Here is a 25548-nt window from a genome sequence, read left to right on the forward strand (position 1 = left end):
CCGCGAACCCGGCCGCCCTGCGGACCTGGACCCGCCCGGCAGACCCGGCCCATCCGTGGCCCCAGCCCCACCGCGCGGCCCAGCCCCACTCCGTGGGCCCCAACCTTCACATCCCGGGCCGGCTCCCACCGTAACCAGAAAATGCCCTTGATCTGGGTCTAGTAGCCGCTCCAGGCGATCCGGGCGCCCGCGTCCCCGGTCTTGTACACGTACCACCCGGAGAACCCGGCCAGGACCAGCACCGCGAGGCCGAACACGATCATCATGATCATGCGCCCGCGGGCGGCCGGGGGTGCCGCGACCTCGCCACCGGCGGGTGCGGGCCCGACGTTGGCGTTGGCCCGGCGGCGCCCGGCGTCGAGTGCCATGAAGAGCAGCGACACGACGGCGAGGCCGCAGACGAACCAGAGCATCTTCTCGCCGTGGTCCTGGTGGACGTTGATGTCGGCGGCGAGCTCGGGGGGCATCATGCCCTTGGCCTGCATCCGCCGCTCGAAGCGTTCGCCGCTCTCCTTGGCGACCCAGGAGACGACGGGGGCGATGACGGCCAGCAGGAGGAACACCCAGGTGAACCGGGCCCGCAGCGGCGGCACCAGGACGTAGACCACGCCCATGAGGGCGAGGAGCGGCACGAAGACGACGGCGGCGTGGACGAGCAACGGGTGCGCCGGCAGACCCATGATCTCATCGAACATCGCGTCAGTGTGGGCGTACCGCGACGGCCGGGGCAATGCCCCACACCGCCATCGGCTCTTATTTGACTGATTCCAGAAAACGTGGTTACCTTCTGGTCATGCCAAGTGACCAGCAGCTCCGAGCGCATGGCCTCCGGGTCACGAAACCGCGGCTCGCGGTGCTCGACGTGCTGGCCGGCGGGGGCCACCTGGACGTGGACGAGATCACCCGCCAGGTGCGCGACCGGCTCGACAGTGTCTCCACCCAGGCCGTCTACGACGTGTTGGGTGCCCTCACCCGCTCCGGCCTCGCCCGCAGGATCGAGCCGGCCGGCCACCCCGCCCGGTTCGAGGCCCGCACGGGCGACAACCACCACCACGTGGTGTGCCGGAGCTGCGGAGCCATCGACGATGTTGACTGTGCCGTGCACTACACGCCATGCTTGACCCCGTCGAAAAGTCATGGCTTCATCCTCGATGAGGCGGAAGTCACGTATTGGGGCCTATGCCCCAAGTGTCAGGAGATCACCGAAGACTGAGATCCGGGAGTCCGGGTCTCGCCCCTAAGTTGGAGGAGAGACGTTGACCGAGCACTCCACGACCGAGACCGGCTCCCCGGCCCCCAGCGACGCGTTCTCGCTGACCGCCGGCGCCGACGGCCCGATCCTGCTGCACGACCATCACTTCATCGCCCAGATGGCGCACTTCAACCGTGAGCGGATGCCGGAGCGCAACGTGCACGCGAAGGGCGGCGGCGCGTTCGGGCACTTCACGGTCACGGCCGACGTCAGCGCCTTCACGAAGGCCGCGGTGTTCCAGCCCGGCACGACCACCGAGACGCTGCTGCGGTTCTCCACGGTCGCCGGCGAGCAGGGCAGCGCGGACACGGCGCGCGACCCGCGCGGGTTCGCCCTGAAGTTCTACACGACCGAGGGCAACTACGACCTGGTCGGCAACAACACCCCGGTCTTCTTCATCCGGGACCCCATCAAGTTCCCGCACTTCATCCGCTCGCAGAAGCGGCTGCCGGACACCGGGCTGCGCGACAACGACATGCAGTGGGACTTCTGGACGCTGAACCCGGAGTCCGCGCACCAGGTGACGACGCTGTTCACGGACCGGGGCACGCCGGCGACGTGGCGCGAGCAGCACGGCTTCGGCTCGCACACCTACAGCTGGTCCAACGCGGGCGGCGAGCGGTTCTGGGTGAAGTACCACTTCGTCACCGAGCAGGGCATCCGCAACCTGAGCGCGTCGGAGGCGGCGGCGATCTCGGCCGAGGACCCGGACTTCCACCGCCGCGACCTGATCACACACATCAAGCGGGGCGACCATCCGTCGTGGACGCTGAAGGTGCAGATCATGCCGTACGCGGACGCGCCCGGCTACCGGTTCAACCCGTTCGACCTGACGAAGGTGTGGCCGCACGGCGACTACCCGCTGATCGAGGTCGGCCGGCTCACCCTGGACCGCAACCCGGAGAACTTCTTCGCCCAGATCGAGCAGGCCGCGTTCGAGCCGTCGGCGCTGGTCCCGGGCATCGGGGTGTCCCCGGACAAGATGCTCCTGGGCCGGATGTTCGCCTACGCGGACACCCACCGGCACCGGATCGGCACCAACTACACCCAGCTGCCGGTGAACCAGCCGAAGGTGCCGGTGAACACGTACACGTTCGACGGCGCGATGCGGTTCGACCACAGCGGCAACTCCCCGGTGTACTCGCCCAACTCCTACGGCGGCCCGGTCGCCGACGAGGCGAGGGGCGCGGAGATCGGCTGGGAGGTCGACGGCGAGATGGTCCGGTCGGCCGCGACCCTGCACGCCGAGGACGACGACTTCGGCCAGCCGGGCACACTGGTCCGCGAGGTGCTCAACGACGACGAGCGGGCCGCGCTGGCCAGCAACGTGGTCGGCCACCTCAAGGGCGGGGTGTCGGCGCCGATCCTGGCGAAGGCGCTGGCGTACTGGCGCGCGGTCGACAAGGGTCTCGGCGACACCATCGCCAACGGAGTGAATGGTCACTGACCTGGCGATGATCTCCAGGTATCGATAGACTCGGCCTCCCTCGTCCGTTCGAGGGAGGCCGAGTTTGCACGGGTTTGTGCGATAATCGGGCCAACGGCAGGGGGTGTTCCGGTGACCACAGGATGGACCGACGCGCTGGCCGCCGACGCCCGGGACGCCCAGACCCTCCGCCGGATCCTCGCCGATCCGACGAATCCCGAGGTCTATCCGGACTCCATCCCGCACGAGCTCGTCAACGGAGCGATCATCGTGACGCCACCGGCAGGACCCACGCACGGCTCCCTGCTCGTCATCCTCGGCACGTCCCTCCGCCGCCAGCTCCCCCGGGACCTGTGGCTGGGCATCGACACCTGGCTCTACCTCGACCGGCAGAACCACCCGGCCCCCGACCTGATGCTCTGCCCCCGCCCGGACAGCGAGATGAAGCGGCCCGCCGAGGCGCTCCTCGTGCTGGAGATCCTGTCCCCGGCGACGGCCGACCGCGACCGGGGCGAGAAGCGCGCCGTCTACGCCCGGCACGCCATCCCGTCCTACCTGATCGTGGACCCGGACCCGCTGACCATCACGGAGCTGCGGCTCGACGGCGAGACCTATGTGGAACGCCAGACGGTCACCGCCCCGGGCATCTTCACCACCGAGGCGCCCTGCCCGCTGACGGTCAACCTGGGCTCCCTGGCCCGCGAGCTCGCCGCCTGGTAAAGATCAAGACCATTATTTGGTTACGAGTGGGCGCCCGGCCCCGCGCGTGAAGGTTGGGCGGAACGCGCCCGCGAACGGGATGATCGCCAGGACGAGGACCAGCGGGATCACGAAGCCCAGCCGGAGGTTCCCGACGAGCCCGACCAGCGGGGCCCCCAGCACGAACCCGGCGTAGTTGAAGAGGTTCACCCGGGCGATCGCCACCCCGGTGTCGTCGGGGTCGAGCCGCGCCGCCGCCGTGAACGACTGGGGCACGATCGCGCACAGCCCGAGGCCCAGCACCCCGAACCCGGCGATCCCCCACCACGGGCTCTGCGCGGCCACCACCAGCGCGAGTCCCACGGTGCCGACCAGCGCCCCGACCGCCACGGTCCGCACCGGGCCGAACCGCTCGCCCAGCCGGTCCGCGCCGGAGCGGCCGATCACCTGGAAGCCCTGGTAGAAGAAGTACGCCCACGGGGCCACCGATTCCGTGCTCCCCAGCTCCTTGAGCAGGTACGGGCCGTGCCAGTTCGAGGTGGACGAGTCTGCGATGTACATGAACATCATCGCGATCCCGATCATGAGCACGGGCTTCCACGGCACCTTGGCGGCGAGCCCGACCGGGCCCGTGGCGGCACCGACACCCGGCTCCGTGGCCCCGACCGTGGCCCCGATCGCGCCGGTGGCCGTTCCCGCACCGACCGCGCCGGTGGCCGGGCCCGCGCCGCCCGTCCCACCGGAAGTGCCCGCGCCGCCGGTCGTACCCGCCGCGCCGGCCGCCCCCTCGGCGACCGGCACGGCGGAGTCTGTGGTGCCCGCGACGGAGGCGGCCGTCGCCTCGCCCGTCCGCCGGCCCCGGAGTTCGGCGCGCTTCAGCAGCCCGGGCCCGACGAGCAGCGCGAGCGCCACCCCGACGGCGCCGACGACGCCCAGGTGGACGGCGAGCGGGATCCGGCCGGCGACGGCGACGCTGGCGAGCGCGCCGAGGATGCCGGCGACGCTCCACACGGCGTGCATCGACGCGAGGATGCTCCGCCCGTACCGGGCCTGCACCGCCACGCCCTGCATGTTCATGGTCGCGTCCACCGCGCCGACGCCGAGCCCGAAGACGACGAGGACCGCGAACAGCACCGCGCGGTTGGGGGCCGCGCCGGTCGCCGCGATCGTCGCGCACACCAGCGGCCCGGAGACCCGGAGCAGCGCCGCGCTACCGAACCGGGCGGCGAGCCAGCCGGACAGCGCGCTGCCGATCCCGGCGAACACGGGCACGGCGAGCAGGACGAGGGAGAGTTCCTCGTCGGTGAAGCGGTGCTCCGCCTGGATCGCCGGTACCCGCGTGACCAGCGCCGCGAAGCACAGGCCCTGCACGAAGTACGCGCCCGCGACGGCGATCCGTGCGCGGCGATCCCGATCGAGGCTCATAACTGAGGGATTCTCGCGTTCCCCGGCACCCAGCGCAATCCCCCGCCGGCCCAGCTTCCGGACCGGCCTGGCCCGTCAGTACCCGTCAGGTGGTCTGCCCTGGCCCACTGACCCCCGCTGAGTCATCGGACGGGGCCTGTTCGGGCTCGCGCGGCCCGGGAACCGTGTAGCCCTCCACGGCCGTCCACGGGTCCCGTTTCGGGGCCTCCCGCCCGGCGGGGCACGACGTCCGGAAGTCGCAGAAGGAGCACAGCGCGCTCGGCCGCATCGCGAACTCACGATCCGCCTGGATGTCGGCGACCGTGGCCTCGGCCCGCGCCACGTGCCGCGCCAGACTCTCGACGGTGTGCTCGTGCGCCGCGACCGTACCCGTCGGGAGGTGGTGCAGTTCGACCTTCCGGCACGGCTTGTGGAACATCCGCTCGGCCGCGTACGCGTACAGCGCGAGCGCCCGGGAGCCCCGCGCGTCGTCGGCGTCCAGCCCGGTCCGCCCCGTCTTGTAGTCCACGATCACCAGCTCGCCGTCGCGCGCGTCGAGCCGGTCGACCCGCCCCGACAGGGCCAGCGTCTCCGTCTTCGCCGCCACCGTGCGCTCGACGCCGACCGGGTCGCCCTCGGGCAGCTCCGCGACGTACCGCTCCAGCCAGGCGACCGCCGTCCGGTACACCGCCTTGATCTGGGCCGCGTCCCGGTAGCCGTCGGTCACCCAGGCGCCGGTGAGGAGCCGGGGGACAACTTCCGCAGTACGCTGGGTGGTCGGTAGGTCGTACCACCTCTTGAGGGCGTTGTGCACGCTCGCACCGAGGGAGTTGTGCGCCCACGCGGGGCCTCTGGGCGGCGCTGGGCGGTCCAGGTACGCGTACCGGTACCTCCGGGGGCAGTCCTCGTAGGTGGTGATCCTGCTCGGCGTACAACTGAAGAGCTTCACTGGTGCGGAGAAAAGTGCAAGCTGGTTGTCTTCGTCCGGTTTCGCGCTCGGCATATTCCCATGCTCTCACCGGGGTGCGACACTGGACCATCTAGCAGGGGAGGCACGGCCATGGGTTTACTGCGCTGGATGCGGGGCGGCGACGAGGACAACGCCTCGGCCGGTTCGTTGTCTGCCGGCATGGCCGAGCTCGGCGGTTTCTTCTCCCCCGGGCAGCGCAAGCAGACCGAGCACGTGGAGCAGCAGAAGCGGCTCCGCAGGGACGTGACCTCCGCCGACGGCGGTAACCGGATCGACCTGGAGAGCGGCGTGGCCGTCATCCGCCGCGCGGCCCCCGCCGAGGGCTAGACCGCCCGGCTCCGGCCGCCGTCGTACCCGGCTAGAAGTGGGTCTTGACGTATTCCACGACCGCGTCCGCGATCAACTGCACCGCGATGGCCGCCAGCAGCAGGCCCGCGATCCTGGTCAGCACCTCGATGCCACTCGGCTTGAGCAGCCGCACGATGATCGTCGAGTAGCGCAACACCAGGAAGATGATGATGTGTACGGCCACGATCGCCCCCGCGATCGCCAGATAGCCGCCGACCTCGTCGGTCCCGCGCACCGCGAGCATCGTCGCCACGATCGCGCCCGGCCCGGCCAGTAGCGGGGTGCCCAGCGGCACGAGGGCCACGTTCGAGGTGACCTCCCGGGACGGGTCGTCAGCCTTGCCGGTCAGCAGCTCCAGGGCCACCAGGAGCAGCAGAATGCCGCCCGCCGCGCGCAGGGCGAACAGCTCGATGTGCAGGTACTTGAAGATCTGCTCCCCGACCACCGCGAACGTCACGATCACGCCGAACGACAGCAGCACCGACTGGAGCGCGGCGCGCCGCCGGTTGCGGACATCCATGGTGGAGGTGAGCGCCAGGAAGATCGGCACCAGCCCCGGGGGGTCGGTGATCACGATCAGGGTCAGGAAGGTCGCCCCGAGCAGCTTGAGATCCACGAGCCCACTCTAGGGTCGCGGGCCCCGGGCAGGTCAGGAAACCCGGGGCGGCGTGCCGTGGCTCTCGGCGACGATCCGTTCGTACACCTCGGGGGCCGTCGTCCGGGCGCCGAGCCGGACCGTCTTGTTGGTGCCGTGGTAGTCGCTGGAGCCGGTGACGAACAGGCCCAGGTCGTGGGCGAGGGCGACCAGTTCGTCGCGTTCGGCGTCGGTGTGGTCGGTGTGCTCCGCCTCCAGCCCGAACAGGCCGTGCGCCGCGAGTTCGACGATCATCGAGTCGGGTACCACCCGGCCGCGCTTGGAGGCCCTGGGGTGCGCGAACACCGGCACCCCGCCGGCCGCGCGGACCAGGTCGACGGCCTCGAACACGTCCACGGCGGCCTTCGGCAGTTGCCACCGGGTGCCGAGGTACTCCGCCCCGAACGCCTCGTCGACCGTCCTGACCACGCCGAGTTCGACGAGGGCCCGGGCCAGGTGCGGGCGGCCCACGGAGCCGCCGGCCGCGTAGCCGAGGACCTGTTCCCAGGTGATGTCGACCCCGTCGGCGCGGATCAGGTCGACCATCCGCTCGCCGCGGTGCGCCCGGTCCTCGACCAGGCCGGCCATGGTGCCGGCCAGTTCGGCGTGCTCCGGGTCGAAGAGGTAGGCCAGCAGGTGCAGTTCCATGCCCTCGCGTTCGGCGGCGGGCCGGGCCGCCTCGCGGGCCCTCCACACGGATGCCCCGTGGTCGTCCCACTGCCGGTTCGCGGCGCCGCCGTCCCACACGCAGGAGATCTCCGCGCCGGGGATCAACGTCAGGCCCGCCGGCAGCGCCTCGGTGGCCGCGTCCCAGCCTGCGGTCGTGTCGTGGTCGGTGAGGGCGACGACATCCAGGCCGGCGGCGCGCGCCTCGGCCATCAACGGGCCGGGCGGCACCGTGCCGTCGCTCGCCGTGGAGTGGACGTGAAGATCGATCCGCATCGGGCCGACGCTACGCGTCCTCGCCGCCGCCGTCCTCCTCGCCCCGGCCGAGCCGTGCCTCGACGGCCTCCGGCTCGTACATCTCCTCACAGACCCGCAGGTAGAGCTCGTTCGGGTTCGGCAGGTGCTTGACCTCGCGGAGCGCCTGCTCCTGGCCCGCGGACTCCAGCACGAAGGTGCCGTAGTTGAGCATCCGGCCGACCGGGGACTGCTCGTACTTCATGTCGGTGACGCGGGCGAGCGGCATCATGGCGACCTTGCGGGTGACGATGCCGGAGACGACCATGACCCGCTTGTTGGTGAGGATGAAACGGTCGAAGTACCAGTCGAGGTGCTTCCAGCCGACCCACACCAGGACCGCGATCCACAGGGCCACGACGACCCCGGTGACCCCGCCCTGCTGGTGCTTGGCGAGCAGACCCGACGCGTACCCCATCACGAAGGTGGCCCCGACGCCGATGCCCAGCTCGGGGACCAGGTGGATCCAGTGCCTGCGCCACTCGCCCCGGTACCGCTCCGTGGGGAACAGGTAGCGCGAGACGAGCGGGCTCGGTTCTGGCTCGAGCGGCAGGACCCTGCGGGGACCGACCGGCAGGCCGGCGGCGTCGAACCGCAGACCCTCGAGCTCCTCCTCCGAGAGAACGGGAGGAGGAGCAAGGTTGTCCACAGACGTGGAGGCAGTCAGATCCTCCACCGATGGCTCCGGGCGTGCCCGGGGAATCGGCTCGGTATCCCGGTTCGGTGTCTCGTCCGGGCCGTTACGTCCGTCGTCGGCCATATCAGCGATCAGCCAACCACACCAGCGAGGAAGTCGCCCATTCCACTCAGCACTTCTCCGATCGTGTCGCCGATCTTCCCAGCCACACCGGCTGCGGAATCAGGCCGATACGCGATGAAGAAGACCAGGAACGCGAGGCCACCCCACGTGAGAATCTTTTTGACCATGGCGAGAATTCCCCTCCCCACTTGCATTGCCGCGGCGTTACCCAGAGTATCAGTTACGGCTCGTACGGTGAATGTCTCAGTAGAACTTCAGCCCTCCCCATGAAGATACGGGGACAGAGCCCCGAACACGAGTGCACTGGGGAGCGATTCCACGAGGTCGTGGAGGACCACTTCGTCCACCAGTACGTCACCCGCTGTAGTCGGTCGTGCCACCGCGTACCTCCGGAAGCCCGGGTCCGTCCACTTCTGCGCTGTGGTCCGACGGCGTACCGGCGGGCCACAGTGGAGCGCGGCGGGGACGGCGGTGGTACTTCTCCGCCGTGCTGCGGACAACGGACCGCGACGCTCACAAAGTCAGGCTACTCCGCATTGGAGAAGAAAATCCCTGCCGAAATTTTCATTCACGCGGACTGTCGGATACCTGGAGGCAGCCCCGCCGACACCGTGCATTCAGGCGTACGGGCGGTCGCACGCGTGGCGGTCAGGCGTGCTGGCGGATCCACGCGTGCATCGCGATGCCCCCGGCGACCCCGGCGTTGATCGACCGGGTGGACCCGAACTGGGCGATCGAACACACCAGGCTCGCCGCCGCGCGGGCCGGTTCGGAGAGCCCCGGCCCCTCCTGCCCGAACAGCAGTACGCACCGGCGGGGCAGTTCCACGGACTCCAGGGGCACCGCCCCGGGCAGGTTGTCGATCCCGACGATCGGCAGGTCCTCGGACTTCGCCCAGGTCAGCAGGTCCTCGACGGTCTCGTGGTGGAAGACGTGCTGGTAGCGGTCGGTCACCATGGCCCCGCGCCGGTTCCAGCGCCGGCGGCCCACGATGTGCACAGCCCGGGCCAGGAACGCGTTGGCGGTCCGCACGACGGTGCCGATGTTCATGTCGTGCTGCCAGTTCTCGATGGCCACGTGGAAGTCGTGCCGGCGGAGGTCGAGGTCGGCGACCACCGCCTCGCGGGTCCAGTACCGGTACCGGTCCACGACGTTGCGGCGGTCGCCGAGTTCGAGCAGCTCCGGGTCGTACCGGGCGTCGTCCGGCCACGGGCCCACCCAGGGGCCCACGCCGACCTCGACCTCGTCCTCCGTCACCCGGTCAGGCTAGCGCCTCGGCCAGATCGTCCATGAACCGCTGCTCGGCGGCCGTGACCCGGTCCCCGCCGAGGCCGAGGAAACCGCCCGACTGGGCCGCCTCCGCGACGGAACCGGCGATCCGGTGCAGCCAGACCCGGTACGCGGCGGCGTCGGCGGGCTCGGCCTTCTCGGCGAGCACCCGGGCGGCGCGGCGCGCGCCGTCGAGCACCTCCGCGAGGCCGGCGGCCCGGTTGTTGAACTCCTCGGCGGCCGGCAGCTCGTCGGCGTCGGGGTCGGCCTCGTTGAGGAAGAGGTCCGCGTACACCGCGCGGACCAGGGCACTGTCGTCCACCTCGCCGGCCTGGATGCCCGCGTGTCCCGCGAGGCCTTCGTTGACGGTGCGCCGGGCGCCGTCCGCCTCCGCCGAGGTCGCCGCGATCACCACCGCCCGGGGCAGTTCCACGAGCAGATCCCACTCGGTGCCGGTGTACTGGTCCCGCATGCCGACCTCCCTGTAGTCACCTGGTGACTCCCAGGATATGGCTATTGGGGAGCTTTCGGGACCATGACGCGGCGGCGGAAAATGCACACCATCGTGCCGTCCTGGTTGTACCCACGGGTCTCCACGTAGACGATGCCGCGGTCCGGCTTGGAGTTGGACTCCTTGACCTCGAGCACGGTCGTCTCGCCGTAGAGGGTGTCGCCGTGGAAGGTCGGCGCGACGTGCTTGAGCGACTCGACCTCGAGGTTCGCGATGGCCTTACCGGACACGTCGGCGACCGACATCCCGAGGAGCAGCGAGTAAATGTAGTTGCCGACCACCACGTTCTTGCCGAATTCTGTCGACGTCGCCGCGTAGTGCGCGTCGATGTGCAGCGGGTGGTGGTTCATGGTGAGCAGGCAGAAGAGGTGATCGTCGTACTCGGTGATGGTCTTTCCGGGCCAGTGCTTGTAGATCGCACCGACCTCGAATTCCTCGAAATACCGACCGAACTGCATCTGCGGGCTCCTCACGCGATGGGTTACCGGTCAGTAGCATAGTCGGATCCCCACAAACAGCAACGAGCGGCGAGGCCTATAGACGCCCGCCGCCCGCGCTTTTTGTTGTGCTGCCGATCCTGCTCTGTAAATCTTTGGTTTGCTGTGACCTGCGCCATAGTTACGCAAACGTAAGCACCCATCGACCGAAAGGACTACGTCCGCCCTGGCCGGGCGAAGGATCCGGCCGATCCTAGAATCTCCGATATGCGACTCCGAGTGACGATCACCACACTCGTCGCGGTGGCTCTGCTCCTCGGGACCCTGTTCGGCTCCGATGACGATTTTCCCGTCGGCCCCTTCCGGATGTACGCGACCACCGACGCCCTCGACGCGCCCGTCCGCGACACCCGGGTCGCCGCCCTCGACGACACCGGGGCGGCCCTCGACCTGACCGAGACCGACACCGGGCTCCGGCGCGCGGAGGTCGAGGGGCAACTCGACCGGCCGGACCTGCCCCGCCTGCTCGCCGTGGCCTATGAGCGCCGCAACCCGGACGCCACCCCGCTCCGCCGGGTCACCATCGTGGTCACCTGGCACGAACTGCGCGACGGCCGGCCGACCGGACGGACCACCGAGGAGACGGTCGCCGCATGGGAACGGTGACCGCGACCCCGGTCCCGACCCAGGTCCCCGGCTGGCTGTGCGCGCCCGTCCCCCTCGGCCGGGTCGCGCTGTTCCGGGTGCTCGCGTACCTGTTCGTCGCCGCCGACCTGGTGGTCTTCACGCCGTGGGTCCGGGGTCACGCCACGGTGCCCGTCGAGCTGTACCGCCCGGTGCTCGTCGCCCGGATTCTGCACCTGCCCGCCCCGACCCCGGCGCTCGTGCACGGGGTGTTCTGGGCGCTGCTCGCGGTGGCGCTCGTCGCCGCGTCCGGCCGGTGGCCCCGCGTCCTCGGCGGGGCCGTCTTCCTGTTGTACGCCGAGTGGATGGTCGTCGCCATGAGCTACGGCAAGGTCGACCACGACCGGTTCGGGCTGCTCGTCGCGCTCGCCGCCCTGCCCACGGTCGGCCGGGCCCGGTTCGGGTCCGCGGAACCGTCGGCCGCCGGGGGTTGGGCGCTGCGGGTCACCCAGCTGGCGGTGGTCGCCACGTACTTCCTCGCCGGCTGGGCGAAGCTGCGGTTCGGCGGGATCGAGTGGCTCACCGGGGCCACCATGACCCGGGCCGTGCTCCGCCGGGGCACCTGGCTCGGTCAGCTGGTCCTCGGCGTGCCCGGGCTGCTCGTCCTGAGCCAGTTCGGCATCATGGCGTTCGAGCTCGCCAGCCCGGTGGTGCTGTTCGTCCGCGAGCGGGCCCGGTACCTCCTCGTCGGCGGGTTCTACCTGTTCCACGCGGTCGTGTTCGCCACGGTCACCATCACGTTCCTGCCGCACCAGGTGGCCATGGCCAGCTTCCTCCCCCTGGAGAGGGCGGTGAGTAGGCTGCTCGGGTGCCCTACGGACTCGCGAAGGTGATCGCCGGCCCCCTCTTCCGGGTGTACTGCCGCGCCGCCGTCACCGGCCTGCACCACCTGCCGGCCACCGGCCCCGTCCTGCTCGCCTCGAACCACCTCGGCACCCTCGACCCGCTGATCCTGCCCGCGCTGCTGCCGCGCCGGGTCACGTTCGTGGCCAAGTCCGAGTACTTCGCCGAGGGGCGGCTCACGGGGAAACTGCTCCGGGCGTTCGGCCAGCTGCCCGTCGAGCGCCGGGCCGGGGCGGCGGCGACCGAGGCCCTGGAGACGGCCCTGGCGGTACTGCGGTCCGGCGAGGTGTTCGGCATCTACCCCGAGGGCACCCGCTCCCCCGACGGCCGGCTGTACCGGGGCCGGGTCGGGGTCGGCTGGCTCGCGCTCGCGTCCGGGGCGACCGTCGTGCCGGTGGGGATGGTCGGGACCGACCGGGTGCTGCCGCGCGGGGCGGCGCTGCCCCGGCCCGCGAAGGTGGAGATCCGGCTCGGCGCGCCCGTGGCGGTGGGCGGGTCGGAGACCAGCGCGCGGGACCGGCGGGCGGCGACGGACACGATCATGGCCGCGATCGGGGAACTGACCGGGCAGGACCACGCCGGGGTGTACGCGCCGCTGCCGGCGTAGCGGTCACGCCCGGGGCGGTCGCCCCCGACGTCCGGTCGGCCATGCGCGACAGCCCCGGCGCGGGCACGGTCTCGCCACGGACCCGGCGCTGGCGCTGGCCTGGTCACGGCCCACCGTAACCATCGAAAGATCTTTGGTTTCAGCGCTGGGCGTCGCGCTGGGCCTGGGGCAGCGAGCAGGCCGGGGTGCCGCCGGGCATCCGGTGCCGGTTGCGGGCGATCAGGCGGTAGAGCGGCCAGGCCAGCCACAGCACCGGGGGCAGGCCCAGCAGCCAGCCCAGCGGGCGCCAGGGGCCACCCGCGTCGCGCAGCAGTCGGGCGATGCCGACCGGGCCCGCGGAGACCACCCCGTGGCCGTCGATCCACTGCACGGCGCTCTCCGCCTGCTCGCGGGTCACGCCGAGCGCGGCCAGGTCGGTGAACTGCCAGGGCACGATCCGGGCCCGGGTCGGGATCCGGCGCTGGACGAACTGTGCGCAGGTGGTGCAGAAGGCGCAGTCGCCGTCGTACACGAAGGTGGCGCTCATGGCCCCATCATCCTCCCGCGTCGGGCCGGAAAAACGGTGAGTCGCGCCACGCGGTGAACATGGACAGTCCTTCGAACATGTGTTCTAGTATTGAGCATGCGCTGGAGTCACATGCAAGCCACCGAGCCGACCGCCACCGACGGCGAGCTGCCCCTGCGCCTCCCCGACGCCACGGTGCGGACCTTCGACACCCCCGGCTTCGCGGGCATGACCTTCTACGAGATCAACGCGAAATCGATCATCAACAAGGTCAGTGGGGACGGCGCGATGTTCCAGTGGACGGTGAACCCCTACCGTGGCTGCTCGCACGCCTGCGTCTACTGCCTGACCGGCGACACCCCGATCCTGATGGCCGACGGCCGCACCCGCCCGCTGGCCGAGGTCCAGGTCGGCGACGAGATCTACGGCACGGAACGCCAGGGCAACTACCGCCGGTATGTGACGACGACCGTCCTCGACCACTGGTCCACCGTCAAGCCGGCGTACCGGATCACCCTCGCCGACGGCACCTCCCTCGTGGCCAGCGGCGACCACCGGTTCCTCACCGAGCGCGGCTGGAAGCACGTCACGGGCGCCGAGCGCGGCTTCGGCAAGCGCCCCTACCTGACCACCAGCAACAAGCTGATGGGTACGGGGCGGTTCGCCACCCCGCCCGAGGAGACCGACGAGTACCAGCTCGGCTATCTCTCCGGCATCATCCGGGGCGACGAGGGCCTGAGCAGCTTCCCCCGCTCGCCGTACCGGTTCCGGCTCACCGTCGCCGAGGTCGAGGCGCTCGACCGCACCCGGGCGTACCTGGCCCACTTCGACGTCGCCACCGAACGGCTCACCGGCTCCAGCCGGCCCGGCCGCCCGCCGACGCTGCGCACCTCGCAGCGCGAGTCCGTCGAGGCCATCGGCCGGCTGGTGTCCTGGCCCGGTTCGCCCTCCGACGACTGGTGCAAGGGCCTGCTCGCCGGCATGTTCGACTCCGCCGGCAGCTACTCGCGCGGCATCCTGCGGATCCCCAGCGCCGACAAGGACATCGTCGACGCGCTGGAGGCCGCCCTCACCGCCCTCGACTTCGACTACGTCATCGAGGACCGGGGCTTCGCGTGCTTCCGGCTGCTCGGCGGCCTGCGCGAACACCTGCGGTTCTTCCACACCGTCGACCCGGCCATCACCGCCAAGTGGACGATCACGAACACCGCGCTGAAGAGCAACGCGCCGCTCGGCATCACCGCCATCGAGGACCTGGGCGTGCAGCTGCCGATGTTCGACATCACCACCGGTACCGGGGACTTCATCGCCGACGGGGTGGTCAGCCACAACTGCTTCGCCCGCAACACCCACACGTACCTCGATCTGGACGCCGGCACCGACTTCGACTCCCAGGTCGTCGTCAAGGTGAACTCCCCCGCACTCCTCCGCCGCGAACTGGCCGCCCCGAAGTGGCGCGGCGCGCACATCGCCATGGGCACCAACGTCGACTGCTACCAGCGCGCCGAGGGCCGCTACGCGCTGATGCCCGGCATCATCTCCGCCCTCACCGACTTCCGGAACCCATTCTCCATCCTCACCAAGGGCACCCTGATCCTCCGCGACCTCGACCTGCTCCGGGCCGCCGCCGAGGTGACCACGGTCGGGATCGCCGTCTCCGTCGGGTTCACCGACACCGCCCTGTGGCGGGCCGTCGAACCCGGCGCGCCCAGCCCCAACCGGCGGCTCGACGTGGTCCGCCGGCTCACCGACGCCGGGCTGGCCGTGAGCGTCCTAATGGCCCCCGTGCTGCCCGGCCTCACCGACACCGCCGAGGAGATCGAGCACACCGTCGCCGCGATCGCCGCCGCCGGGGCCGTGAGCGTCACGCCGCTCGGGCTGCACCTGCGCCCCGGCGCCCGCGAGTGGTACATGGCCTGGCTGGCCCGGGAGCACCCGCACCTGGTCCAGGTGTACGAACGGCTCTACGGCACCGGCGCCTACCTGCCGAAGGGGTACCAGCGGGAGCTGACCGCCCGGGTGCGCGCGGCCGGCCGGCGGCACGGGATCGGGGAACCGGGGGCCGGCGGCGCGCGGAGTACGCCGGCGTCACCCTCCCAGGCGCGGATCGCGGAACTGGTGGTCACGCCGGAGAACGCTACGCAGCTGACGTTGCTGTAGGGGCCGAGCTGAGGCCGTAGAACTCGCCGAAGCTGAAGATGAGCGGGCTCCACGTGTCACCGTCGACGTACTGGTGCTGGCCCGGCACCAGAATGGACTCCTCGATGTGCGCGCGCACGATCCGGGCCTCGATGCCGACCAGCTGCTCGTCCGCCCTCCCGAACGGGTGCACCGCCTCGATCACGGCCTCCAACTGGACCGGGCACTCGGCCACCCGGGGCGGCCCGACCAGCTCCGAGGCCACGGGCGTCAGCTGGGCGGCACCGAACTTGTCCGGCTCGTACCGGTAACCGCGCGCCGCCTTGTCCTCCGGGACCGGGTTCAGCCCCGTGGTGTCCTGCAGCCGGTCGACGGCTCCGCCGAGGTCCCACGAGGGGAGGTTGAGCACGCACTGCCGCTCGCGGCGCAGGTTCTGGACAGTCTTGCCCTTGGCGCTCAGGCCGAGCATGCACGACCAGCGCATCCACCAGGCCGAGGACATCGGCGCCAGATTCGCCGAGCCGTCCTCGTTCAGCGTGCTGATGAGGACGACCGGGGTGCCGAAGAAGAAACTCCGTGGTTCGACGACGAGATGTGTCACCTTGGTCCGCCACCTTCCTAGCGCGATTCAGCAGCGAAGCTACCCACGGCCGGCGGCGGTGATCAACTTATTCGGAACATCTGACTTCAGTTCCCCGGACCGGGGTCAGCCCTGTCCGAGATAACCCCGGATGCTCTCCATCACGACCGTGATCCGCCCGGGCGCCAGGCTGTAGAGCACGTAGTAGCCGGCCCGCCGGGTGGTCAGCACGCCCGCCTCCGCCAGGAGCCGCAGATGCTTGGACAGCGCGGCCTCGCTGAGCCCCACCAGAGGAGCCAGCTCCTGGGTACTCCGGGGACGTTCCGCGATCAGCCGGAGCGCCCGCAGCCGGGTCTCGTCGGCCAGGGCGCGCAACACCCGGGGCAGGTCGGTGGGCGGCAGCGGCGGGTGCGCCGTCCGCGCCAGGTGCGCGACGGGGAAGACGAGCGTGGGCGCCCACGGCCGGTCACAGTTGACCCGGACGTGCGGCCACACGTACACGCTCGGGACCAGGACGAACTGCTCGTCCGGGCCGATCACGACGTCGTGCTCGTGGCGCCGGTCCAGCCAGAAGCGCTCACTCGCCGCGTCGGTCCGGATCTCCGGCCACAGGCTCCGCAGGAACCCGTAGAGCCCGTGCCCGGCGAGGCTGGCCCCCGCCTCGGCGACGCTGGCCGCCAGGAGGTCCTCCACCCGGGGCCACTCCGTGCGGAACGCCGCGTCCCAGTAGTCGGCCAGCATCGCCAGGAACCGGTCGAGCACGGCCGCCGGGTCCTCCAGCGCCAGCCGGACGAGGCTCAGGCTCTTCGGCTCCCGACGGGCCGCCTCGCCCAGGATCCGGTCGCGGGCCGCCGGATCCTCGACCCGGGACAGCTCGCCCCGGGTCGCGGTGAAGGTCTCGGTGAACTCGAAACTGAGGACCTGCGGCGGGTGGACGAGCGGGCGGGTCAGCTCGTCGGCGAAGGTGGCGAACGTGCCCGTGGCAGGCGGGAACAGGAACGCCGGGAAGTAGGTCCGGTAGGCGAACCCGAACGCGGCGATCTCCCGCCGGAGCGCGGGGGGCAGCCGGCGCATCCGCCGGACCCAGTCGTGCTGGAGCGGGTGGTGCTTGGGCTCGATCAGCACGTGCAGGCTCAGAACCGCTTCGAGCACCGGCGAGTACGCGAACGCCAGGCGCTCGACGGCCGCGCCGGGCAGGTGAAAGGTGATCATCCCGTCCTCCCCCGCCCGACCGCAGACGCGAAACCTACCACCGCCGCGGGGGCGTGCCGATCCGCCGAGGCGTCGGGACGGCACCGCGATCGGTGGGTGGGGCGGCCCGGGTGGGTGGTTCGCTCCGGCGGGCGGGGTGACCTGGGTAGTCGGTCAGCCCGGTGGGGTGGATCAGCCCGCGGCCAGGGCGACCCGGCCCGGTCAACCCGGGTGGTGGGGTCACCCCCGGCGAGTGGTCGGGCCGGGTGGTCAGCCCGGGTAGTGGGGTCACCCCGGCGAGTGGTCGGGCCGGGCGGTCAGCCCGGGTAGGTGGCGACGATGGTGGCCAGGTCCGGGGTCACCCGCACCTCGGCCGCGCGCAGCAGCGGATGGGTCAGCCAGTGCACCCGGGGCCCGTCGACCTCGCCCAGGAAGGTGGGCGGCCAGCCCGTGGACGGGGTGAAGTCGTCGATCACGAGCAGCCCGCCCGGTCGGAGCCACTTCGCCGGGTCGATCGGCGGCTCGTCCTTCTTGCCCTGGCCGCCGCCGTCGAGAACGAGCAGGTCGAACGGGCCGTGCTCCTCCAGGAGGTGCCAGTCGCCCTCGACGACCTCGACGCCGGGCCGGTCGGCGAACAGGTCCGTCGCGACGGCGGCGCGGGCCGGGTCGCGTTCGACGCTGACGAGGCGGGCGTCCGGGTGCGCGGCGCTGGCCAGCCAGGCGAGGCCCACGCCGCAGCCGGTGCCGGTCTCGCCGATCAGTCCGGGGCCGACGCCCCGGGCGAGCACCCGGAGGAGTTCGCCGTGTTCGGGGACGCAGGACAGCGGGAAGTCGGCCTTCTCCGCCGCCTCGACGGCCGAACGGACCAGGACTGGCAGGTCGGCGAGTCCACTGTATGCGGCAGTTCCACCATGAGACATGCGCCCATTACTACCGCGCGTCGCGCGCCGGAGACAAGGCGTGCAGGTCCGGGGCGGGCGGGCGCTGGCGGGGCCGGGCGGGCGGGCGCGAAACCGTCGGGCGCGAGCGGACCCGTTAGGCGCGGGCGGGGCCGTCGGGCACGAGCGGACCCGTAAGGCGCGGGCGGGGCCGTCGGGCGCGGGTGAGGCCGGCGGGTGGGGACTGGGCACGTGGTTGGGGGCTGGCCCGGCGGTGGGGACTGGGCGCGTCAGGTGAGGTGCGCGCGGAGCTGGTCGCGGAGCCAGTGGTGCGCGCCGTCCGCGTCGTGCCTCGGATGCCACGCCATCCCCAGGGTGAACGGCGGCAGCTCCAGCGGCAGGGGCACCGAGGTCAACCCGAGGCCGGCGAGCAGGTTCCGGGCGAGCCCGGTCGGGCCGAGGCCGACCAGGTCGGTGTCGCGGAGCATCAGCAGCGCGGCCGTGAAGCTCGGTACCACGGCGGCCACGGTCCGGGTGAGCCCGAGACCGGCGAGCACCGCGTCGACGGGTCCGGTCGCGCGGCCCCGGCGGGAGACGTTGACGTGCTCGGCGGCGGCGTACCGGGCCGGGGTCAGGGTGCCGGCCGTCAACGGGTGGCCGGGACGGACGATGGCCATGAGTTCGCTGGTGACGAGCTGTTCCACCCGGGTCTCGGGGTCGGTGTGCTCGATGACCCCGACCTCCAGGTCGACCCGGCCGTCCCGGAGCGCCGAGGTGCCCTCCAGGGTCTCGGGCAGGAACCGGAACGTGACCCCGGGCGCGTCCCGCCGGGCCGCCGCGAGCAGGGCGGGGCCGAGGCCGGGCAGCAGTCCGTCGCCGGCCTGCACGGCGAACGACCGGGTGAGGGCGGCCAGGTCCGGCGCGCCCCGGTTGAGCAGCGCCTGGGCCCGGCCGATCACGTCGCGGGCCTCGTCGCGCAGTTCGAGGGCGCGGACGGTGGGCACCAGGCCCCGTCCGGCGCGGACGAGCAGCGGGTCGCCGAAGACGCGGCGGAGCCGGCCGAGGGTGCGGCTCATCGCGGGCGGGGAGGTGTGCAGGCGGGCGGCGGCGCCGGTGACGCTGCCCTCGGCGAGCAGGGCGTCGAGGGCCACGAGCAGGTTCATGTCGACGGATTCCACTGTGGATAACAGTACATTGCCTAGATTGCACTAGGTGGAAACCGTGGGGCGGCCTAGCGTGGCGGCATGAGTCTTCTCGACCTGTTCCTGATGAGCGGGACCGTCGAGTCCGTGCGGACCGTGGGCCGGCGGTTCCGGCGGATCCGGCTGCGGGTGCCCCGGATGTTCGGCGTGCCGTGGAAACCCGGCCAGCAGGTCCGGGTGAACGTGGCCACGTCCGGCCTGACCCTGCGCACCTACTCGGTCTGGGACCTCGCCGACAGCATGGTCGACCTGTGCGCGCTCGACCACGGCGAGGGCCCGGGTGCCGCGTGGGCGCGGTCGGCGGCGCCCGGCCAGCTCGTGCGGTTCACGAAACCCCAGGGTGACCTGGTACTGCGCCCCGCACCCTTCCACCTGTTCGTCGGCGACGAGACCGCCTCGGTGGCGTTCGGCCCGATGCTGCGCGCCCTGCCGGCGGACGCCGCCGCGTTCGGGGCCATCGAGGTGGACCGCCCGGAGGACGCGCTGCCGCTGGGCTCGTCGATCACCTGGTCCTACCGGGAGGGCCGGCCGGCGGCGTCCTCGGCGGGGCTGGTGGCGGCCGTCGCGGCACTGGACCTGCCGCCCGGCCCGGGGGTGGCGTACGTCGCGGGCGAGGCGCGGACCGTGCAGGCGGTGCGGAGCCATCTGGTGCGCGAGCGCGGCTGGGCACGGCGGGCAGTGGTCACGAAACCGTTCTGGACACCCGGCAAGAAGGGGATGGACTGACAGGACCGCGCGACGGCCCCCGACTCACCGGCCGACACCGGGGAGGCTGACGCCCTTGGGCGCGGAGGGCTGCCGACCCGGGCCGGGAGAGCAAGCGCCCGAGGCGGGGAGGGCCATCGGCCCGGGCTCCCGGAGCGACGCCCAAGGGCGGGGCCGGGTGACGCCGAGAGCGGCCCGGGTGGCGCCGAGGAGCGGGGCCGAGGTGGTTCCGGGGCCGGGGTGGCAGGTGCCGGGCAGTGCCTCCGGGAACCGGGTCGGTCCCCCACTCGTAACCAGAAAATGGGGTTGATCTGCGGGGTTTCGCGGCCCGGGTCGGGTGCCCCGGGCCGCGATCGGGTGTCTAGGCGCGGTAGTCGCGCAGCAGGCCCCGGGAGATGATCGTCTTCTGGATCTCCGAGGTGCCCTCGCCGATCAGCAGGAACGGGGCCTCGCGCATCAGGCGCTCGATCTCGTACTCCTTGGCGTAGCCGTAGCCGCCGTGGATCCGGAAGGACTCGGTGACGATCTCGGCGCAGTACTCCGACGCGAGCAGTTTCGCCATGCCGGCCTCGACGTCGTTGCGCTGGCCGGCGTCCTTGAGCCGCGCGGCGTTGACCATCAGGGCGTGCGCCGCCTCGATCTTGGTGCCCATCTCGGCGAGCTTGAACGCGATGGCCTGGTGCTTGTACAGCGGCTGGCCGAACGTCTGGCGCTGCTGGGCGTAGGCGATGCCGAGCTCGAAGGCGCGGATCGAGATGCCGCAGGCCCGGGCGGCGACGTTGACCCGGCCGACCTCGACGCCGTCCATCATCTGGTAGAAGCCCTTGCCGGTCTCGCCGCCGAGCAGCGCGGTCTCGGGCACCACGTGGCCGTCGAGGAGCATCTCGGTCGTCTCGACGCCCTTGTAGCCCATCTTCTCGATCTTGCCCGGGATGGTGAGGCCGGGGGCGGTCTCGCCGAAGCCGGGCTCCTTCTCCAGGAGGAAGGTCGACATGTTGCCGTAGGGCGTGTCGGCGCCCAGCTCGGTGCGGACCAGGGTGGCGACGATCGAGGAGTAGCCGCCGTTGGTCAGCCACATCTTCTGGCCGTCGAGCTGCCAACCCCCTTCGACGGGTACCGCCTTGGAGCGGATCGCGGCCACGTCGGAGCCACAACCGGGCTCGGACATGGAGAACGCGCCGCGCGCCTCGCCGGTGGCCATCCGGGGCAGCAGCCGGGCCTTCTGCTCGGGGGTGCCGTGCTGCTGGAGCAGGTACGCGACGATGAAGTGCGTGTTCACGATGCCGGAGACGCTCATCCAGCCCCGGGACAGCTCCTCGACCACGAGGGCGTAGGTCAGCAGGGACTCGCCGAGCCCGCCGTACTCCTCGGAGATCGTGAGACCGAACAGGCCCAGCTCCTGCATCCCGGCGACGATCTTCTCGGGGTAGATGTCGCCGTGCTCCAGCGTCTGAGCGTGCGGGATGACCTCTTTGTCGACGAACTCCCGGACAGTCGACAGGATGTCGCGCTGCACTTCGGTGAGGTCGCGGGTCTGCGCGAGGCGGGGCATGGCACCTCCAGGCCAATCCAATATTACTGGTGAGTATGAACGATCGTTCAGGCGAGCGGGACGTGCCGCCATTGTGACCCTGGCCACCTGCTCCCCGTACTCGGGGCCCGGGCTCACGTCGCGTTCCCGACCCTCGCCCGCGACCCACTGCCCTCAGGCTATGCGCGGGTGGCGCGGTACAGGTACCGTCTGGCGGGTAGAGGGAGGAAAGTCAATGACGTACCCGCAAGATCCATATAACCCCCAGGGTCAGCAGCCGCCCCAGCCGGGCTACGGCCAGCCGAGCGGGTATGACCAGAGCGGCTACCCGCAGTACGAGCAGCCGTACAGCGCGCCCCCGAGCACCGGCGCCCCGTACGACCCGTACGCGCAGCAGCAGCCCTACGGTCAGCCGGGCTACCAGCAGCCGTTCGCCCAGCAGCCCTACGGGTACGTCCAGCCCCGGGGCACCAACACCATGGCGATCCTGGCCCTCGTGTTCGCCTTCGTGTTCGCCCCGGTCGCGATCGTGCTCGGCCACATGGCCAAGAAGCAGATCAAGGAGACCGGCGAGGACGGCGACGGCCTGGCGACGGCCGGCCTGGTGATCGGCTACATCTTCACCGGCTTCTTCGTGCTGTACTGCTGCGGCATCTTCGGCATCGGCTTCTTCGGGGCCATGGCCGACTCCAGCAACTACTAGACCTCCCGACACCACGGCGCGGACCCCACACGGGGCCCGCGCCGTCGTCGTATAGCCGACACCCGGGGCCGGGCTGGGCCGCCCTGGTTCGAGCTGGGCCACCCGGGGCCGGGCATGGGCCGCTGGGCCGTCTGAGGCCTGGGCCATCCGGGGCCTGGGCCATCCGGGCCCGGCCTGAGTGGCCGGGTCCGGACAGCTTCCCGCCTAGCGGTAGTTCGACTCCCGGACGCTGTTGCCGCCGTCGACCACCAGCACCTGTCCGGTCACGTACGACGCGGCCGGCGTGCAGAAGAACGTGATCGCCGCCGCCACCTCCTCCGGCAGCCCCGGCCGGGCCATCGGGGTGTCCAGGCCGTGCCGCAGCTCCGCGACCGTGGACGAGCCGGTGCGGATCGTGCCCGGGGCCACCGCGTTGACCGTGATGCCGTCGGCGACGACCTCCATGGCCAGCGCGCGGGTCAGGCCGATGACGCCGGCCTTCGCGGCCGCGTACGCCGCCTCGGCGGGCATCGCGTTCAGGTACCCGGCGGTGGCGGCCACGTTGACGATCCGCCCCCAGCCGCGCTCGGTCATGCCACCGACGAAGGCCCGGCTGACCAGGAACGCCGTACTCAGGTTCCGGTCGATCTCGGCCTTCCACTCCTCGTAGCTGAGCTGCGAGACGGGGCGGAACACCTCGGGGCTGCTCTTGCTGGCCAGGCCGGCGTTGTTGACGATGATGTCGACCTCGCCGAGCTGCTCGATCACGGCGTCGGCGAGACCGGCGACCTCCGCGTCGTCGGTCAGGTCGACGACGAATCCGAGCGCGTCGATCTCCTTGCTGCGTTCGTGGATGCGCTTGGTGGTCGACACGATGGCGACCTCCGCGCCGAGCGCGCGCAACCGCAGGGCGGTGGCGAACCCGATGCCGTCCGGGCTGCCGGCACCCGTCACCAGGGCTACCTTGCCGTCGAGTCGGTCAGTGGGGGCCATTGTGGGTGCTGGGGCGGCGAGTACCGCGGGCTGTGCTGCCATGCCGTGATCCTGCCCCTTAGACACGTTTGCCGGCAACCACCCCTCGGGCGAGTCGCCTTCGCCACGCCCCCGGGGCTGCGGATGCCGGGCTGAGGTACCACCATGGGTGCCATGACCTATCCGCACCCCCAGAATGACCCCTACCAGCAGGGCACGCCGCAGAACCCCCAGTATCCGCAGCAGGACCCGCAGTACCAGCAGCAGCCGGACCCGCTGAACTTCCAGGTCCCGACGCCGTACCCGGATCCGTACGGGTACCAGCAGCCGCAGCAGCCGCCGGCCGGGTACGACCCGAACGGTTACCCGGTGTACAACCAGCCTTACAGCGCGCCGCCGGTCACCGGGGGCCCGTACAACCCGTACGGCCAGCAGCAGTACGGCCCGCCGAAGCAGAACGGCCTGGCCCTGGCCTCGATGATCACGTCGATCGCCGGGCTCGCCCTGGTGCTGTGCTGCTCGGTGGCTGGTCTGGCCGGCGCCGTCGGCGCGATCCTCGGCCACGTGGCGCGCAAGCAGATCCGCGAGCGCGGCGAGGGCGGCGCGGGCAAGGCGCTCGCCGGAATTATCTGTGGTTGGATCGCATTCGCGCTGTTCTTCGTGATGATTGCGGTAGCGCTGCTGCTGCCCGGCAATGACTGGTATCGCGAACTGACCACCAACAGATAACTTGCGGGCACCAGCACAATGGGGAACATGAGCTACCCCCCGCAGGACCCGAACCAGTGGGACCCGAACCAGCACTGGGACCCGAACCAGCCGGTCACCGGCGCGCCGTACCCGCCGCAGTACGCGTACGCCCCGCAGTACGTGGGCAGCCGGCCGACCAACGGAATGGCCATCGCCTCGATGGTCACGTCGATCGTCGCGCTGGTGCTGTGCACGGGCCTCTTCGGCTTCGTCGGCGCGATCCTCGGCCACATCTCCCGCAAGCAGATCAAGGAGCGGGGCGAGGAGGGCGACGGCATGGCGCTCGCCGGCATCATCATCGGCTGGATCGGCACCGCGATCGGCGTGCTGGTGGTCGGGTTCTATGTCGTGTTCGTCGTCTGGGCGATCAACGAGGCGAACACGAACACGTACGACTACTGAGCGGGTGCCCCCTGGTCGGGGGCACCCCTCGTCGGGCCGGGCACCGTGGCCCGGCCGCCAGCCGTTACGCCGGGGGCGTGAAGCTCGTCGTGCGGGTCATCCCCGCCGCGCGCCCCTTGCCCGCGATCACCAGCGCCATCTTCCGGGAAGCCTCGTCGATCATCTCGTCGCCGAGCATGACCGCGCCGACCCGACCGCCGGCCTCGGACGTGTAGTAGTCGTACGCGTCGAGGATCAGTTCGGCGTGGTCGTAGTCGCCCTGGTCGGGCGAGAACAGCTCGTTGGCGGCGTCGATCTGGCCGGGGTGCAGCACCCACTTGCCGTCGTAGCCGAGCGCGGCGGACCGGCCGGCGACCCGGCGGAAGCCGTCCACGTCGCGGATCTGCAGGTACGGCCCGTCGATGACCTGCAGGTCGTGCGCGCGGGCGGCCATCAGGAGCCGGGACAGGATGTAGTGGTAGGCGTCGCCGACGTCGTAGCCGGGCGGCTGCTCGCCCACGACCAGGGACTTCATGTTGATCGAGGCCATGAAGTCGGCCGGGCCGAAGATGATCGTCTCGACCCGGGGCGAGGCGCCCGCGATGTCGTCGACGTTGACCAGGCCGCGCGCGTTCTCGATCTGGGCCTCGATCCCGATCCCGCCGACCGGCAGGCCGAGGGTCTTCTCGACCTGGGTGAGCAGCAGGTCCAGCCACTGGACGTGCGCGACGGTCTGCACCTTCGGGAGCATGATCGCGTCGAGGTGGGTACCGGCGCCCTCGACGATGTCGATCACGTCCCGGTACGTCCACTGGGTGGTCAGGTCGTTGACCCGGACGACCCGGGTCTTGCCCGCCCAGTCGCCCTCGGTGAGCGCCGCGACGATGTTCTTCCGCGCGTCGGCCTTCGCCAGCGGTGCGACCGAGTCCTCCAGGTCGAGGAACACCTGGTCGGCGGGCAGTCCCTGGGCCTTGCCGAGCATCTTCACGCTCGAGCCGGGCACGGCGAGGCAGGACCGGCGGGGACGTCCGTGTGCACCCATTGTTCGATCTCCCTGGTTGTCGCGCGGGCGGGTCGGCGCTCTGCCGGGGCGTCGAGCGCGGAGTTACCCGTAGGTAGTCGGGAGCGTAACTTCAGCGCGGGACCGGGCAGAACAACCCTGTGGGATATAGCACACCGCGTATCGCCGCAGTGACAGAAAACCCCACTTCGACGGGTACGAGGCCCC

The 25548-nt window shown here is 71.2% G+C and carries 30 protein-coding genes; 12 read left to right on the forward strand and 18 right to left on the reverse strand.

The features are described 5' to 3' along the window. Positions 1-158: 158 nt before the first annotated feature. On the reverse strand, positions 159-695 hold the full coding sequence (locus tag AB0M43_RS33185; protein WP_363730186.1) for a DUF2231 domain-containing protein: 537 nt from the start codon (positions 693-695) through the stop codon (positions 159-161). A 98-nt stretch (positions 696-793) separates the two neighbouring features. Here AB0M43_RS33185 and AB0M43_RS33190 point away from each other — a divergent pair, with 98 nt between their 5' ends. The 3 genes from AB0M43_RS33190 to AB0M43_RS33200 all read left to right on the forward strand — a co-directional run bounded on the left by AB0M43_RS33190 (position 794) and on the right by AB0M43_RS33200 (position 3398). Then, a complete protein-coding gene (locus AB0M43_RS33190) occupies positions 794-1213 on the forward strand; it encodes a Fur family transcriptional regulator (protein WP_363730189.1) in 420 nt (139 codons plus the stop codon). Positions 1214-1256: 43 nt separating this feature from the next. Then, the gene (locus AB0M43_RS33195; protein ID WP_363730192.1) at positions 1257-2699 is read left to right on the forward strand and encodes a catalase; all 1443 of its coding nucleotides are present in this window, start codon (positions 1257-1259) and stop codon (positions 2697-2699) included. Positions 2700-2810: 111 nt separating this feature from the next. Next, positions 2811-3398: a Uma2 family endonuclease gene (locus AB0M43_RS33200; protein ID WP_363730195.1), complete on the forward strand. Its 588-nt coding sequence runs from the start codon at positions 2811-2813 to the stop codon at positions 3396-3398. A 12-nt stretch (positions 3399-3410) separates the two neighbouring features. Here AB0M43_RS33200 and AB0M43_RS33205 read toward each other — a convergent pair whose 3' ends face one another. Further along, positions 3411-4802: an MFS transporter gene (locus AB0M43_RS33205; RefSeq protein ID WP_363730197.1), complete on the reverse strand. Its 1392-nt coding sequence runs from the start codon at positions 4800-4802 to the stop codon at positions 3411-3413. An 85-nt stretch (positions 4803-4887) separates the two neighbouring features. Beyond that, entirely contained in the window at positions 4888-5784 is an 897-nt protein-coding gene (locus AB0M43_RS33210; RefSeq protein WP_363730199.1) for a PD-(D/E)XK nuclease family protein, read from the reverse strand. A 57-nt stretch (positions 5785-5841) separates the two neighbouring features. Between AB0M43_RS33210 and AB0M43_RS33215 the strand changes: the two genes are divergently transcribed. Continuing rightward, positions 5842-6078 (forward strand): DUF6191 domain-containing protein, encoded by a 237-nt coding sequence (locus tag AB0M43_RS33215; protein ID WP_363730201.1) that lies wholly within the window; start codon positions 5842-5844, stop codon positions 6076-6078. Between the two features lie 31 nt (positions 6079-6109). Here AB0M43_RS33215 and AB0M43_RS33220 read toward each other — a convergent pair whose 3' ends face one another. The 7 genes from AB0M43_RS33220 to AB0M43_RS33250 form a co-directional block, all read right to left on the reverse strand. Further along, positions 6110-6715 (reverse strand): MarC family protein, encoded by a 606-nt coding sequence (locus AB0M43_RS33220; RefSeq protein ID WP_363730203.1) that lies wholly within the window; start codon positions 6713-6715, stop codon positions 6110-6112. A gap of 33 nt (positions 6716-6748) precedes the next feature. Then, positions 6749-7675 (reverse strand): PHP domain-containing protein, encoded by a 927-nt coding sequence (locus AB0M43_RS33225; protein WP_363730206.1) that lies wholly within the window; start codon positions 7673-7675, stop codon positions 6749-6751. 10 nt (positions 7676-7685) lie between these two features. Then, the gene (locus AB0M43_RS33230; protein ID WP_363730209.1) at positions 7686-8453 is read right to left on the reverse strand and encodes a PH domain-containing protein; all 768 of its coding nucleotides are present in this window, start codon (positions 8451-8453) and stop codon (positions 7686-7688) included. Positions 8454-8461: 8 nt separating this feature from the next. Further along, complete coding sequence (locus AB0M43_RS33235; RefSeq protein ID WP_197005521.1) at positions 8462-8620, reverse strand: hypothetical protein; 159 nt, start codon at positions 8618-8620, stop codon at positions 8462-8464. A gap of 481 nt (positions 8621-9101) precedes the next feature. Then, on the reverse strand, positions 9102-9710 hold the full coding sequence (locus tag AB0M43_RS33240) for an RNA methyltransferase (protein ID WP_363730211.1): 609 nt from the start codon (positions 9708-9710) through the stop codon (positions 9102-9104). A gap of 4 nt (positions 9711-9714) precedes the next feature. Next, complete coding sequence (locus AB0M43_RS33245) at positions 9715-10194, reverse strand: hypothetical protein (RefSeq protein WP_363730213.1); 480 nt, start codon at positions 10192-10194, stop codon at positions 9715-9717. 41 nt (positions 10195-10235) lie between these two features. Beyond that, positions 10236-10691, reverse strand: coding sequence for a MaoC family dehydratase (locus AB0M43_RS33250; protein ID WP_363730215.1), 456 nt, complete (start codon positions 10689-10691; stop codon positions 10236-10238). Between the two features lie 246 nt (positions 10692-10937). On the opposite strand from AB0M43_RS33250, the gene AB0M43_RS33255 reads away from it, so the two are divergent. From AB0M43_RS33255 to AB0M43_RS33265, 3 genes are read left to right on the forward strand one after another with little or no spacing between them, the layout of a single operon-like run. Next, positions 10938-11336: a hypothetical protein gene (locus AB0M43_RS33255; protein WP_363730217.1), complete on the forward strand. Its 399-nt coding sequence runs from the start codon at positions 10938-10940 to the stop codon at positions 11334-11336. Further along, on the forward strand, positions 11324-12187 hold the full coding sequence (locus AB0M43_RS33260; RefSeq protein WP_363730219.1) for an MFS transporter permease: 864 nt from the start codon (positions 11324-11326) through the stop codon (positions 12185-12187). Before AB0M43_RS33255 ends, AB0M43_RS33260 begins: the two co-directional genes overlap by 13 nt. Beyond that, positions 12163-12804 (forward strand): lysophospholipid acyltransferase family protein, encoded by a 642-nt coding sequence (locus AB0M43_RS33265; protein ID WP_363730221.1) that lies wholly within the window; start codon positions 12163-12165, stop codon positions 12802-12804. The genes AB0M43_RS33260 and AB0M43_RS33265 overlap by 25 nt, the downstream gene beginning before the upstream one ends. A gap of 139 nt (positions 12805-12943) precedes the next feature. On the opposite strand, the gene AB0M43_RS33270 is transcribed toward AB0M43_RS33265, so the two are convergent. After that, the gene (locus AB0M43_RS33270; RefSeq protein WP_363730224.1) at positions 12944-13330 is read right to left on the reverse strand and encodes a DUF393 domain-containing protein; all 387 of its coding nucleotides are present in this window, start codon (positions 13328-13330) and stop codon (positions 12944-12946) included. Between the two features lie 96 nt (positions 13331-13426). On the opposite strand from AB0M43_RS33270, the gene AB0M43_RS33275 reads away from it, so the two are divergent. Next, entirely contained in the window at positions 13427-15469 is a 2043-nt protein-coding gene (locus tag AB0M43_RS33275; protein WP_363730227.1) for an intein-containing Rv2578c family radical SAM protein, read from the forward strand. Here AB0M43_RS33275 and AB0M43_RS33280 read toward each other — a convergent pair. From AB0M43_RS33280 to AB0M43_RS33295, 4 genes are all read right to left on the reverse strand, one after another. Further along, the gene (locus AB0M43_RS33280) at positions 15447-16049 is read right to left on the reverse strand and encodes a flavin reductase family protein (RefSeq protein ID WP_363730230.1); all 603 of its coding nucleotides are present in this window, start codon (positions 16047-16049) and stop codon (positions 15447-15449) included. The genes AB0M43_RS33275 and AB0M43_RS33280 overlap by 23 nt on opposite strands. 105 nt (positions 16050-16154) lie before the next feature. Continuing rightward, positions 16155-17240, reverse strand: a complete 1086-nt coding sequence (locus AB0M43_RS33285; RefSeq protein ID WP_363730232.1) for a DUF5937 family protein — start codon at positions 17238-17240, stop codon at positions 16155-16157. Positions 17241-17536: 296 nt separating this feature from the next. After that, complete coding sequence (locus AB0M43_RS33290; protein ID WP_363730234.1) at positions 17537-18139, reverse strand: class I SAM-dependent methyltransferase; 603 nt, start codon at positions 18137-18139, stop codon at positions 17537-17539. A gap of 248 nt (positions 18140-18387) precedes the next feature. Continuing rightward, complete coding sequence (locus AB0M43_RS33295) at positions 18388-19275, reverse strand: LysR family transcriptional regulator (protein WP_363730236.1); 888 nt, start codon at positions 19273-19275, stop codon at positions 18388-18390. Between the two features lie 66 nt (positions 19276-19341). Between AB0M43_RS33295 and AB0M43_RS33300 the strand changes: the two genes are divergently transcribed. Next, positions 19342-20025, forward strand: a complete 684-nt coding sequence (locus AB0M43_RS33300) for a siderophore-interacting protein (protein ID WP_363730238.1) — start codon at positions 19342-19344, stop codon at positions 20023-20025. Between the two features lie 340 nt (positions 20026-20365). Here the strand turns inward: AB0M43_RS33300 and AB0M43_RS33305 are convergent, their stop codons facing one another. Beyond that, positions 20366-21556 carry an acyl-CoA dehydrogenase family protein gene (locus AB0M43_RS33305; protein ID WP_363730240.1) on the reverse strand — a complete coding sequence of 397 codons (1191 nt, stop codon included), beginning with the start codon at positions 21554-21556 and terminating at the stop codon, positions 20366-20368. 214 nt (positions 21557-21770) lie between these two features. Between AB0M43_RS33305 and AB0M43_RS33310 the strand changes: the two genes are divergently transcribed. Beyond that, positions 21771-22238 carry a DUF4190 domain-containing protein gene (locus AB0M43_RS33310; protein ID WP_363730242.1) on the forward strand — a complete coding sequence of 156 codons (468 nt, stop codon included), beginning with the start codon at positions 21771-21773 and terminating at the stop codon, positions 22236-22238. A gap of 204 nt (positions 22239-22442) precedes the next feature. Here AB0M43_RS33310 and AB0M43_RS33315 read toward each other — a convergent pair whose 3' ends face one another. Next, entirely contained in the window at positions 22443-23252 is an 810-nt protein-coding gene (locus tag AB0M43_RS33315; protein ID WP_363730243.1) for an SDR family NAD(P)-dependent oxidoreductase, read from the reverse strand. Between the two features lie 111 nt (positions 23253-23363). On the opposite strand from AB0M43_RS33315, the gene AB0M43_RS33320 reads away from it, so the two are divergent. Next, positions 23364-23918 carry a DUF4190 domain-containing protein gene (locus tag AB0M43_RS33320; RefSeq protein WP_363730245.1) on the forward strand — a complete coding sequence of 185 codons (555 nt, stop codon included), beginning with the start codon at positions 23364-23366 and terminating at the stop codon, positions 23916-23918. A 27-nt stretch (positions 23919-23945) separates the two neighbouring features. Continuing rightward, positions 23946-24341, forward strand: coding sequence for a DUF4190 domain-containing protein (locus AB0M43_RS33325; RefSeq protein ID WP_363730248.1), 396 nt, complete (start codon positions 23946-23948; stop codon positions 24339-24341). Between the two features lie 64 nt (positions 24342-24405). On the opposite strand, the gene AB0M43_RS33330 is transcribed toward AB0M43_RS33325, so the two are convergent. Continuing rightward, positions 24406-25362: a CoA ester lyase gene (locus AB0M43_RS33330; protein ID WP_363730251.1), complete on the reverse strand. Its 957-nt coding sequence runs from the start codon at positions 25360-25362 to the stop codon at positions 24406-24408. Positions 25363-25548 lie beyond the last annotated feature (186 nt).

It is taken from the genome of Longispora sp. NPDC051575, from assembly GCF_040681875.1.
Lineage (GTDB): Bacteria > Actinomycetota > Actinomycetes > Mycobacteriales > Micromonosporaceae > Longispora.